A 12867-nucleotide genomic window follows, 5' to 3' on the forward strand; every position below is an offset into this window, starting at 1 on the left:
AGCATTCCACCTGCAATTAATAATCCCATAAGGATGCTCTTTATCTGGATTTCACTGAGAGCAGGACCTATTTCAGCAGCTGCAAGGGTAGCATTGTCAAGAATGGCAGAGACCATGTTTACCCAGTAAAGAATACCTGAAGGAATTTTTATGAAGTACTCAAGGATAAGAGGCTTGAAACCGTCTCCGAGCAACACGAGGGCTGCAATAAACACGTAGACTTTAACAGCTCTCATAATGACATCCTTCATTGTCTCGTTATACTCGGCTGCGCCCATTCCCTGGTCTTTTGGACTAATTTTTCCAAGGAAGAACATTCCAATGACACCAAATGCAAGGATGCCTGGAATAATGTACTTGCCCAGCATGTTAAATAAAAACATGAAATCAGCATGGTAAGGTTCAGCAGCTAATTTTGAGATTGCTATTGTTGAAAGAGGTTCTCCGAGAGGGGTAAGTGCAGCACCAAGTCCTATTGAGAAACATGCAATGATTGTAAGGTCTATCTTGGACTTTCGAGAGAGAGGCATTGCATTAACTACCTCAACGAGAATAATTGATGCAAGAATAGCCGACATCACGCTGGAAAACAGACCAAGAACAACAATAAGAAGAAAACCTAAAACTTTAACAGAAAGCATGTCAGTCAATTTTCTGATTGCTTTGTGGATTGGAGAATGCCATTTATAGATAATCAAACCGACAACAAGCACTATCTGGAATATACCTATTGGGATGCCAGCTATATCTCCAACATGCAAAGGCGCAGTCAATGCTTCTTCGACGATCTCCATTCGCCAGCCGGTCTCGGTACCCGGGATTTCGGTAAAACCTGAAAGAGTCATTGCTGCTATTCCGCAAACAAGCAAAAATGGTTCCAGATTTTCCTCAATAACATGTATTTTGAAAGGGCCGAGCAATACGGCCAGGAATATTACAAGAAACCCAGCTAAAATTCCTGGTTCAAGAGCCATTACTTTTTTCCTCCTATAATTATCAACCTAGACCACAAAATTTTTTAAGAGTTTATATACTGTTGAACTCTTTTAGAGGCTAGAATGATTTAGTGTTATAAGAGGTGTTCTATTTAATCCGCTACAATATATTAGTGTTTAATATATAATCGAAATATTACATTTTTCTAAAAATGATTACTTTTTTCAATTATAGCCTTACGTAAAGCGTATTTTTGAAGTTAAAAAAAAATTTAATCTATATTTTTCGTGAGATTGAACTATTCTATACAATTTAGTACAAAATGAGAACATTAAAAATTATTTCATCATGCAAACTGCTAATGAAGCTTGCAAAAAATAATATTCTCTTCTTACTGAATGGAAAAATTCATTTCAGAGATATGAAACAATTTTGTGGTCTAGATTGATGGAATTAAGTGGTCTCTTGAGTTTAAATTTTAAATTTCATAATTCAGCATATCTGTGAAATTACTTTTCCATGCAATTATGAAGAGAATATTGTGAATTTGTAATCTTTTTTGAACTCAAAGGTAATGTATCAAAATTTGTTCCAAAATCAGCTTTTGTTTTAGATTCGTGGCAGATTTTGGAACTGAAATGTAATCCAAAGGTATATTTTGAGCTTAGATCTTAAGCACAAAAATGATGACGAAGTAGATACCCATCGTGACAAGTCCCATAGGTACTCCGAGCCTTGCCCATTCCTTGCTGGTAATACCAAGTTTGCCTGCAGAGATAATGTTCGGAATATTTCCAGGGATCAGCATTCCGCCTGCAATTAAAAGCCCCATAAGTATACTCTTGATCTGCAGTTCGCTCATCGCAGGTCCTATCTCAGCAGCTGCCAGAGTGGCGTTATCCAGAATAGCTGAGACCATGTTAACCCAGTAAAGTACCGTGGAGGGGATTTGTGTAAAATATTCGAATATGATAGGCTTGAAACCATCTCCGAGGAATGTCAGAGCCATGATAAATACATACACTTTGACAGCCCTCATTATAACATCTTTCAAGGTTTCATTATATTCCTCTGCTTTCATTCCAGAATCCTTCATATCAACTTTGCCGAGGAAGAACATTCCAATAATACCGTACACAAGGATTCCGGGAATGATGTATAAGCCAAGCATATTAAATAAGAACATGAAACCAGCGTTGTAAGGTTCACCGGATAGTTTTGAGATGGCAATTGTTGAAAGAGGCTCTCCAAGGGGAGTAAGTGCAGCACCAAGTCCAATTGAGAAACAGGCAATAACTGTAAGGTCTATTTTGGACTTTCGCGAAATAGGTAGTGCATTAACCATCTCAACGAGAATGATTGCAGAAAGAATAGCTGAAAGTACACTGGAAAATAGACCAAGAACGGCAATAAGGATAAAAGCCATAATCTTAAGAGAAAGTGCTGAAGCCATTTTCCTGATTGCTTTGTGAATTGGCTCATGCCATTTGTAGATAATCAAACCAACAACCAGCACGATCTGGAATATACCTATTGGAATGCCAGCTATCTCTCCAGCATTCAGCGGCGCAGTCAATGCTTCTTCTATAATTTCCATTCTCCAGCCGGTTTCTGTGCCCGGTATTTCGGTAAAACCGGAAATAGTCATTGCCGCTACTCCACAGATAAACAGGAAAACTTCCAGATTTTCCTCAATAACATGTATTTTGAAAGGGCCGAGCAATACGGCCAGGAATATTACAAGAAACCCAGCTAAAATTCCTGGTTCAAGAGCCATTACTTTTTTCCTCCTTTACTATTAGTCTATAGCGTTCACAGTAAAGTTACACACTTGACAGCTGTAGAATTTGAATCCCTGGGCAAGACAATCAATATTGAGGGATGAAATGACTGAATTAACATTGCAACAATTATTGGTTGATATGAAGTACAATAGTTAATTGTAAACATGCGGATTACAAAATATCTGAGAATCTGTGTCCTGTTGAACGCTGTAAGTCCCTTATTCTTGTGTCTCAGAGACTTTTTCCAGTATTCCTTTAGAGCTACTCAGTCTTTATGCATTGAGAAAAATATCCAATTTCTTTTCAAACTTTTAATGGAGGGACTTCAAATCTCCAGTTTTATTATCCATTCGATAAAGTTGAGTTTCTCTACAGGCAGGATTTATCTCTACCCATGTAATCCATGAGTATCAAGAATTAAGATGCAGGACAAATCATGATCTGGGAATTTTCGATGTTAAAATTTCCTCAAATCAGAATTAATATCCCGAGATCTTTCTCTTGATCAATCACATTCTTCTATAGGGACTATAGAGGTCTTGTAGCTCTAAGATAGGTATATAGTTTGTGTTTTTGTTATTATCAAGATTAAAAGGCTTAACTTAATAATCCCCAGTTTGAAGATTAATAAAAAAGAGTTGAGTGTCAAAAACAAGAAATTATACATCTTTTTATCTTTTTTTATATTGGATCAAATCGTTTTTATAGGTATTATTTTAAGATTTTAGTATCGTGAACTACATATTTTTTAGTTACACTCAATGTTTTATCCAGAAAAATAGGAATTTACATCTATTACTTTCATGACCTATGGAAATCATATCAAAAATTATCTGTTAGGAATTAAATGGTTTAATGATATATAAAAATAAGATAAGTAATATTGTAAAAAATGAAGAAAAATAAGTAAGATTTGATAAAAAAGTTAATTTTTTGAGCCAACAGAGATAACGCTTACTCTGCAGGTATCTTTAGATTCTGTCTGTTTTTAATTAAGCATTAGTTGTATTTTTCCAGAGCTTCAAATGAATATCCCCATTTGCAACTCTGGGTATTACTTTTCTTACCTGTAAACCCTTAAATTATTCTTTGTTATTTATATCAGTTTACTTTTATTTCAACGGGTTTATCTTCATCACTGCGTTTGAAAGTAACTTCAAGCACTCCATTCTTATAGCTGGCTTTTGCACTCTTCGGATCCACAGGGACAGGAAGATCCACGTCTTCCGAGTATCCGGAAAGTCCGAGGACTTTAATTTCAAGGTGCTGAGCGGTGGCATGCAGAAGGAGATCTTCCTTTTCAACCTCCGGGAACTCTGCAAGTACATGCACCGTATCCTCATTTTCAAATACATCAATTAAAGGCTCTTTTGTTTCGGATGGAAAGAAGTTCTCTTCTTTTTGAGAGTGTTCCGGAACATTTCCGAATTCCCGGAGTTCGGGCTCTTCCCCCGGGCGATGAATGATAGAAAATCCGTAAACGAAGGGGCCGGATTCTCCCATTTCTTCCAGGAGGGCTTCGATAATCTCTTCCAGGTTGTCAAAAAGTTCAGACCCAAAGTCTTCAAAGAAATCCTTTCTTTTTCTTATGCCCACCATTATTACCTCTTATTTTCCTCACGCTCCCGAAAATCACTCTATATCGATTGAAGTTCGAGAACTGGACTCCAGCCTTTTAAAGGTAACTTCCAGAACACCGTTTTTATAAGTAGCTTTTGCACTCTGGGGATCTACCTTTACTGGCAGCTCAACACGTTCGGAATATTTTGGATTCCCATCTAATGTTTCGATGTCAAGTATTAAATCAGTTGCGTTCAGTTGGATATTTTCTTTCTCGATGCCTGGCATCTCGGCGATCACATGGACCGCTTCCTCGCTTTCCAGCACATCAATAAGGGGTTTTCTTATGTCAAGATACCGCTTTTCTCCGGTTTCTGTCTGCTCAAACATCGGGATATTTCCAAATTCCCTGATTTCAGGCTCTTCCCCTGGCCTCTGAGTTACGGAAAAACCGTAAACAAACGGGTGTTGCCCGAAGTTGTCCATGCTCATGCCCATAGCCCTGCTAAGGCGCTCGAACATTTCTTCCATATCCTGCAGGGGATCAATCCCGAATATTTCATCGAAAAAACTTCTTCTTCTCCTGTCTCTGTCCATCTAATCACACCATTATTAACTTATGCGTCTTGAGTTTCTTAAGTGAGTACTACTCAAATTAATAGAGTTGTTAATTAAAGAGGCTGCTTGACAAAAATTAAAAGAGCCGGAACTTACCGGCCTGTCAGGTAAAACGTCATTCAGCCTGAAGGAAACCAGGGATTTCTTTCTTTTCGCTCTTCGTTTCCTGCTCTTTTGCTTCAGAAGGTTCTTCCTCAAACTCTGTTGCATATCTGGCAAAAAGTTCGGCACTCCTTTCATAGGCACTCAGAGTTTCCCTGGAAGTTGTGGGCTTTACACGGCGGATAGCCCTTTCAAAGTGCCTTTTTGAAAGCCGAATATCTCCTGCCTTCTCCAGGATGTTCTTCCGGTCAACACCCGGGGTAACAATTTCCCTCAGGGCGAGCATTGCCGCCTCCCTGCAGATGCCTTCAATATCCGCACCCACATACCCTTCGGTCATTTCAGCAAGCTCAGAGAGTTTTACATCTTCTGCAAGGGGTTTTCCTTTAGTGTGGATCTCAAAGATCTTCTCCCTACCTTCTTTACCAGGAGGCTTGATGTAAATGAGCCTGTCAAAGCGGCCCGGCCTCAGAAGAGCAGGGTCTACCATATCCGGCCTGTTTGTAGCAGCGACTATGATCACGTCCTTGAGCTCCTCTACCCCATCAAGCTCTGTAAGGATCTGGCTTACCACTCTTTCAGAGACGTGAGTATCGGAAGCAGAGCTCCTTTCAGGAGCAATTGAGTCGATCTCATCAAAGAAGATTACAGTCGGTGCAGCCTGTTTTGCTTTTCGGAATGTTTCCCTGATAGCACGCTCGGACTCGCCTACATATTTGCTGAGGAGTTCGGGACCTTTAATGCTGATGAAGTTAGCCTCGCTTTCGGTTGCAACGGCTTTTGCGAGCAAAGTTTTCCCAGTACCGGGCGGCCCGAAGAGCAGGACACCTCTTGGAGGCTTTATACTGACAGCCTTGAACATTTCAGGATACTTGAGGGGCCATTCCACAGACTCGATAAGTTCCTGTTTTGCTTTCTCAAGTCCGCCTATATCGTCCCAGCCCACGTGCGGAACTTCAATATAGACTTCTCTCATGGCCGAAGGTTCAATATTTTTAAGGGCTTCTCTGAAGTCCTCTTTTGTGACCACAAGATTGTCAATGATTTCCTGCGGGATCTCCTCTTCAATATCGATTTCAGGAGTGATCCTTCTGAGGGCATGCATTGCAGCTTCCTTACAGAGAGAAGACAGGTCAGCCCCCACAAAACCGTGGGTTACATCAGCAATCTCACTAAGACTAACTTCATCTTCAAGAGGCATGCCTCTGGTGTGGATCAGGAGAATCTGCTTCCTGCCGTTCCGGTCAGGTATTCCTATCTCGATTTCCCTGTCAAACCTTCCACCGCGGCGGAGAGCCTCATCAATGGCGTTAGGACGGTTTGTGGCAGCTATGACCACCACTTCACCCCTGGACTTGAGCCCGTCCATCAGGGAAAGCAGCTGAGCAACAACCCTTCTTTCCATTTCTCCCGTAACTTCACTGCGTTTGGGAGCAATTGAATCGATTTCATCTATGAAGATAATGGAAGGTGCGTCCTTCTCAGCTTCTTCAAAGATCTCCCTTAGTTTCTGCTCACTTTCTCCGTAATATTTGGAAACGATTTCAGGCCCACTAATTGTGATAAAATTGGCATCAGTTTCACTTGCTACTGCCTTTGCAATCATGGTCTTGCCCGTTCCAGGCGGCCCGTGAAGCAGAACCCCTTTTGGAGGCTCGATTCCCAGTTTCTGGAAGAGCTCAGGATGCCTCATTGGCAGCTCAATCATTTCCCTGACAAGCTGGATTTCCCGCCTGAGACCTCCAATATCTTCGTATGAGATGCCTTCTGGAGCCTTGATTTCCTCAATTGACTTTTCTTTGATGACAATTTCAGTATCTTTGGTAACGACAACCGGCCCTGCAGGTCTGGTGGATGCTACTACGAAAGTCAGAGGATTGTTTACAGTTTCAACCCTGATCTGCTGACCTTTATTCAGAGGTCTGCCTTCAATTATTCTAAGGATGTAATGGGCACCTCCCACAAGCCTGACAGGCTGGGATGGAGCAAGTGTAACTCTCTGTGCGTGTTTTGCCTGGACCTTCTGGATGGTAACCCTGTCATCAATTCCAACTTTTGCATTGCTTCGCAGGTTTCCGTCTATTCTGATCCTGTTCTCCTGCCCGCGCTCGACGTTTGGCCAGACAATTGCATAGGTTTTGGACCTGCCCGAAATCTCAATTATATCCCCGCTTACAAGCCCCATCTCCTGCATTAGATGGGTGTCGATTCTTGCAATTCCCCTGCCTACATCTTTATGATAAGCCTCAGCTACTCTCAAACTGATTTCTTCAGTCATTTATTATCAACTCCGGTCTCACATATTTTCCAGTACTGCTGGCTATTTTTAATCGTGTATTCAACAAAACCCCTTTCTGCAAGATCCATAAGGTTAGACGTGATAATGCTGGGATGCAGACGCAGATTATAGCAGAGGACTGCCGCTGTAGCCTCATTTTTCAAAAGCTCGAACAGGAGCTCACATTGTACTGGACTTCTGGCAATCTCTTCAATGGAGTCCAGACATCTGTCCATCAGTTCCGTATATTCTACCTGCAGCTGTTTCTGCATTTGTGCAAGCTCTTCCTGCCTTTTTCTAAGTTCCCGGAGCCTGTCGCTCAGTTTCAGGAAGAAACAGGAAGATTCGTCTCTGGCAGCAGGCTCATTCTTTTCAACGGCAGGACTTTCCCTTTTTTTCTCCCTGTCGAAATTAATGTCCTGGAGAGCCATCGTATATGCATACGGTGACACGGATACCTCAAGACGCATGTTATTTGCAATATTGAAGTATTTGCGCCTCTGCTCATCTACACTGCACTCAATCAGCCCTGCCTGTTCTAAAAGGCTCAGGTGACTGATAACCGCCTTAGGTCCCACCCCCAGCCTGCCGGAAATTTCACTGACATAGCAGGGGCGGTTTGCAAGAAGCTGAATTATCTTCCTGCGGTTTTCATTCCCCAGGATGTCAAGTAATTTTGCTGGGTCCATTTTTCCCCTCTGGTAATCGTTGTAAATCTATAGATTGGCAATGAATTTATGATTCTGTTTTTATATAATTTTGCAATAATTATTATGTTCTTTATATTGTACAGTTTTAAATGCTCATATCTTTCCCGAAGACCACTGGAATCGCTATCTTGACTCTGCCAGATCTCAGGCAAGAAGAGTTCACGAATACGTATATCAGGATTTCAAAAATTCCTGACCCGAGTACTAACTACAATATGAGATTGATAGTTAGTAACCATTAGTTAGTAACTATAATATATAAACATTTCTATCCAACCATCTGAATCAACTTTTTGAAGATTTGCCCGAATTCAGAATTTAAGTTCTCTTACTTTAGAATCTGTGAGGTTCAGTAATTGGTATAGAAAAATAAATACTAATAATCTGAAAAACGATATCAAGATCGTTTTAAATAATAGTGAAAAAAATTATTGAAAAAAGAAGTTATTGAAATGCACTTTTCAACATTTCATTATGCAGTTATTACTTAATCATTACTTAGCTCATCAAAGCGCTTTAATCATCAAAACTTCATTCCCGTAATTTGAGGTTTCAACTGTAACTTTCCAAGCAGGGTAATATGTGGTTTGACCTTTATACCTGTAAGAATAGATGTCAAAACCATTGAAATAAACAAATTCGACATCAGTGATCCTGATTCTTCCCATTGAGAACATCGGAGTATTACCTTTCTGAGTGACGAAATTTCGGATTCTTATCTGCTGGATTATGTATTTGCCTGATTCATTCGGTTCTGTTGTTTGAAAACTTGTTATTTTTACAGGTTTTAGATCTGCCTTATCGGTCAAATTTAACCTGCTTTCAGCAATCTTATTATTCACAACAAGAAAATATACTTCCCCCTTATGGTTGCTGTTATAAGACTCATTGGAATAAGCAAAACTAACATTAAGGATGTTTGAGGAAGATTTTCCCTGATATACAGGCACCTCATTTACAGGTATAGAAGGAACTTCATCATCAAGAGTTACCCTTTGATTTGTAAAAATGTTCCATATCTGGACAGTCCTTCTATGAGGTGTACCCTCTTTCATTGGAGGATAATAATTAAAAGTCTCATAGAGTAAAGGAAAAGCATAGAATAATAATGCCATTCCGATGAGAACTGTAATTGTACTTTTCGAGTTTATTTGCATATACTACCCCCCTCAGGCAGATTCAGTCCATGACAATACTGGATGTTCTGAAGGATTATAGATTGAAATACAGTTTATCAGAGGAGCCGAGCCTAATAGAATATCATACTTAGTTTCCTGCCCGAAGGTGAGACATGCCATAGGATTTAACAGGTACTTCAATCTCTCTCGATTTTTTTTCCAGTCCACCTCAAATACAACGTATACCGTTTCCCTATCTTTTATTTCAGAGGTAACTGCAATATTGTACATCAGGTCTTCAAACTCTATGGAACCGCTAAATAATTCACCACATACATAGAAAGTTGCCTTACTCTGAGGTATTCCTTTAACATATCCCGAATAACGATACGATTTTCCCCCATTAAGCCTGGAAATCTCAGTGATCTGTATTTCAAAATTTTTTTCTAACAACCTGAGGCTTACATTCCCTTTTGCAGCAGCATTCTCAAATTCTTCAACGTTTATTGTAACAGTTTCAAACCCATCCCAGTATTCCTGAGATTCAAAAGAGAAATTTTGAATCTCAATTTTTTTAACTATATTTTCTTCAGAATGTTTTGAAAAATTCTTGAACATCTCTCTATCAGAAGCAATTTTATCAAACTGATTTCCAGTATTTTCAGGTGTTTTAGCTTTATTATCATCAGCTAAAACCAGATATCCTGAAAGAGTAGCCAGCCCCAGGAAGACTGCAAATAGTGTTATTGTACCATCTAACTTCATTCAAATACACCAATGAGGAGTAATAAATTCAGACTTCCAAATTAATGTTTAAATCTTAGATATACTAGAATAACTTTTTTCTTTTATTTCAGACTTTCGTACATTAACGCTATTAAGTAAATAAAAAAAAAAGCTAACATAAAATATGTAAAAAATAACTATAAAAAGTGAAGTTAAAAACGAGAAAATAGAGAAAAATTTAAAAAGTTGAAAAGTTTAGAACAGAAAGCCTCACAAAAAGAAAAAAGTAAGGAATGATCTTTGCTTCTTTACTCATGATTTCTCTTTTTGTTTTTCTTTTGCTGGTTAAAAACAGAGGGCAAATGGAGGGCATATGAACCTTCTTCCCTTATTGCCATAACCAGTTCTTTCCGCTCTAAAAGAGAATCAAGGTTAAGTTCGTAAGAGCCTGGACCGAGAATCCTTACAGATTCAACCCTCTCTTCCTCAGTTTTATTTTCATTTTCTGACGATTCTCTTTCTTTTTCTTCGGATGCAAGAGCTTCGTCAATATTTCTGACAACCTCATCCAGAGAGGCTTCAAGATCCAGCTTTTGTTCTTCCAGAGCGGCCCTTCCCTGGTTTTCCAAACCTTCTGGATCTTTTTTCACATAGAGGAACTTATTCCAGCCGCAGCTCGGGCAGCCGCTGAGGATTACAGAATCTCCATCTTCAAAAATGGTTCCGCATCTGGTACATCTATGGGGCATGAGTTCACCGGTAATCAATAATACAAACGTAAATGCTGCAGTTTATACCCATCTAGTGCATCTTAATTAGATATATATCTTAATTGAGAACTTAAACAGGTACCTGAATTAAGTACGGGATTTATTTTTTACGAAATAGACATCTATCTCTTATAGCTTAAATGATATCTTAAATAAATACCTTTAATAAATATGTATATTTGTATTTACAGTTTTTTTAGTTAAGTAGTTTTAACGAAAGGTTTGATTAAACTGGGGGCTCTTTGCTCTTGCCAGAATACTTCCTGCTCAAAGACAACTATAAGTACACATTAAGTACACAGACATTAATAAACTTATTATAAAAGTTTCCAGTACTTTTTCCCGTCAATAATATCAGAAGCAGTTCTACCGATTCGATCCATTTCTTCCAGAACTTCTGGAAGCCTTCCAGGTTGAGTAATTTCGAAAACTACAGGGTCAAGCGCATGATTAATGTAAAGACTATGTTTAAGATCTTCAAGACTCCAGAGCTTTTTAGGTTCTTTTCTCATGTTTTTTATCAGAATGCTTATCATATCTTCCATAAAGTTCCATGGATATACAATCCATGCCCAATCTTCAAGCCGCTCTCCCACGTAATCAGGATCGATTTTCGAGCTTCCCATATACTGTAAGGAAGCAGTCCGCACCTCTTTGGGGTTTAGACCCTCCACATAAACTTTAGCACTGATCATGCTTTCCCCGGTATCTACAATATCATCTACGATAAGCACTCTTTTGCCTTCTATTACACTATCTGAGAGAGGGTATCTTATATACGGTTCGCCAGTGTCAATAGCCGCATCACCTATATAATGCTCAACTTTAAGGCTGGACAAATCATCTAACCCCAGGAAATCACACAGCACTCGTCCTGCAAACCATCCCCCTCTGGCAAGTGCAATGATAACGTCCGGTTCGTATCCGGAACCTTTGATTTCTCTTGAAATGTTTCGACACAGGTTGTAAATATAATCCCAGTTCGTAAGTACACATCTAAATGACTCTATATAAAACCCTCCCGGATCCGAAAGCCGGTGCATGTCAGGAAATTATACGTTTCAGGAGCGCTCATATTCAGGCTCCACCTTTGAGACTATATAATTTAGAACATAGACTTTAAGTTTTCTTATCTTGTTAAAAAATAATTTAGAAAAGGGGGTAAAAAGAAACACTTTAAAGCAAATTAAAATCTTGAATTTGTAAAGAAACTAAAACTTTGCTGACATATTCTAATAAAGTTAAAATATTATTTTCAAAAAGTCTTTAAATCAAAGCAATTATATACATCCTTAGACAGCAGGCTCATAAGCGCCCAGAAAACAGGAAAAGTCAAAAATAATATTTCCACGGAGGCTCGGGTCTGGAAAGTGAAAACAATGGATAAAATGTTGATAGACCTGCTCTTTATGTCCCAGAAAAGAAGGGATCTTTTACTCCTTCTCAAAAACGGAGGAAGGACAATAGAGGAAATTGTAGATATTCTTAATGTCACCCCAACAGGAATGCTTCCACAAATTAAAAAGTTAAAGGAAGAGTTTCTTGTTATACAGGACGATAGAGAGTACAGGCTTACTCCGCTGGCAGAAATCCTGGTCGAAAAAATGAAACCTCTGCTTGACACTCTTGAGGTCATTGAAGAACATAACAAATTCTGGCAGGAGCGCGATCTAAGCGATTTGTCTCCAGCCTTCCTTGAGAGACTTAACGAACTGAAACCATATTCTCTTGTAAAACCCGATCCCGATAAAATATTCGAAACTTCCCATGTATTTCTAAAAAACATAGAAAAATCAAAAAACATAATGTCTTTATCTTCAATATTTCATCCGACGCTCCCTGAGATATTTCTAAGAACTGAAGATAAAAATATTGAAATTACCCTCATTATAACAAAAAGAATTTACGAAAGACTAAAAAAAGATTTTGAAGAAGAACTGAAACTTTATCTTGCCAGGAAAAACAGGCAACTTTTTGTTTGTGCTGACGAAATGAAAATAGCTATGCTTACAAAAACTGAACTTTTTATGATGGCTGATTTCCTTACATGGAAAGGAGACTACGACCAGGAGAGTATCGTAGCTTTTGAACCTGCTTCACTTAAATGGGCAGAAGAACTTGTTCTCCATTACAAAGTTCAGGCTCAGGAGATAAAGGGATAAATTCTGACAGAAAAGTTTTCGAAACAGGGTTTGATCTCAGAAGATGTAATCTCAGAAGATGTAATCTCAGAAGATGTAATCTCAGAAGATGTAATCTCAGAAG

General features: G+C 39.0%; 12 protein-coding genes. 2 read left to right on the top strand and 10 right to left on the bottom strand.

The window, feature by feature from the left end; translation table 11 throughout:
- The 10 genes from PLL47_RS12375 to PLL47_RS12420 all read right to left on the bottom strand — a co-directional run.
- Positions 1–974: DUF1646 family protein (locus PLL47_RS12375; protein WP_324446522.1), on the bottom strand; the 974-nt coding region annotated here is incomplete at its 3' end.
- 626 nt (positions 975–1600) lie between these two features.
- Positions 1601–2713 carry a DUF1646 family protein gene (locus PLL47_RS12380; protein WP_324446524.1) on the bottom strand — a complete coding sequence of 371 codons (1113 nt, stop codon included), beginning with the start codon at positions 2711–2713 and terminating at the stop codon, positions 1601–1603.
- Between the two features lie 1108 nt (positions 2714–3821).
- The gene (hsp20, locus tag PLL47_RS12385; RefSeq protein ID WP_324446526.1) at positions 3822–4319 is read right to left on the bottom strand and encodes an archaeal heat shock protein Hsp20; all 498 of its coding nucleotides are present in this window, start codon (positions 4317–4319) and stop codon (positions 3822–3824) included.
- Positions 4320–4352: 33 nt separating this feature from the next.
- On the bottom strand, positions 4353–4877 hold the full coding sequence (gene hsp20, locus PLL47_RS12390; RefSeq protein WP_324446528.1) for an archaeal heat shock protein Hsp20: 525 nt from the start codon (positions 4875–4877) through the stop codon (positions 4353–4355).
- Positions 4878–5013: 136 nt separating this feature from the next.
- Complete coding sequence (locus tag PLL47_RS12395; protein ID WP_324446530.1) at positions 5014–7278, bottom strand: CDC48 family AAA ATPase; 2265 nt, start codon at positions 7276–7278, stop codon at positions 5014–5016.
- Positions 7275–7967, bottom strand: coding sequence for an ArsR/SmtB family transcription factor (locus tag PLL47_RS12400; RefSeq protein WP_324446531.1), 693 nt, complete (start codon positions 7965–7967; stop codon positions 7275–7277). The genes PLL47_RS12395 and PLL47_RS12400 overlap by 4 nt, the downstream gene beginning before the upstream one ends.
- A 527-nt stretch (positions 7968–8494) precedes the next feature.
- Positions 8495–9145 (bottom strand): hypothetical protein, encoded by a 651-nt coding sequence (locus PLL47_RS12405; protein WP_324446533.1) that lies wholly within the window; start codon positions 9143–9145, stop codon positions 8495–8497.
- Between the two features lie 12 nt (positions 9146–9157).
- Complete coding sequence (locus PLL47_RS12410) at positions 9158–9871, bottom strand: hypothetical protein (protein ID WP_324446535.1); 714 nt, start codon at positions 9869–9871, stop codon at positions 9158–9160.
- Between the two features lie 269 nt (positions 9872–10140).
- The gene (locus PLL47_RS12415) at positions 10141–10581 is read right to left on the bottom strand and encodes a Zn-ribbon domain-containing protein (protein WP_324446545.1); all 441 of its coding nucleotides are present in this window, start codon (positions 10579–10581) and stop codon (positions 10141–10143) included.
- Positions 10582–10919: 338 nt separating this feature from the next.
- Positions 10920–11645, bottom strand: a complete 726-nt coding sequence (locus PLL47_RS12420) for a phosphoribosyltransferase (RefSeq protein WP_324446537.1) — start codon at positions 11643–11645, stop codon at positions 10920–10922.
- A gap of 336 nt (positions 11646–11981) precedes the next feature.
- Here PLL47_RS12420 and PLL47_RS12425 point away from each other — a divergent pair, with 336 nt between their 5' ends.
- Positions 11982–12764, top strand: coding sequence for a helix-turn-helix transcriptional regulator (locus PLL47_RS12425; protein ID WP_324446547.1), 783 nt, complete (start codon positions 11982–11984; stop codon positions 12762–12764).
- On the top strand, positions 12707–12867 hold a 161-nt coding region (locus tag PLL47_RS15010; RefSeq protein ID WP_502883704.1), incomplete at its 3' end, for a pentapeptide repeat-containing protein. The genes PLL47_RS12425 and PLL47_RS15010, both read left to right, overlap by 58 nt.

Origin of the sequence: Methanosarcina sp., assembly GCF_035390745.1 — an archaeon.
GTDB lineage: Archaea > Halobacteriota > Methanosarcinia > Methanosarcinales > Methanosarcinaceae > Methanosarcina.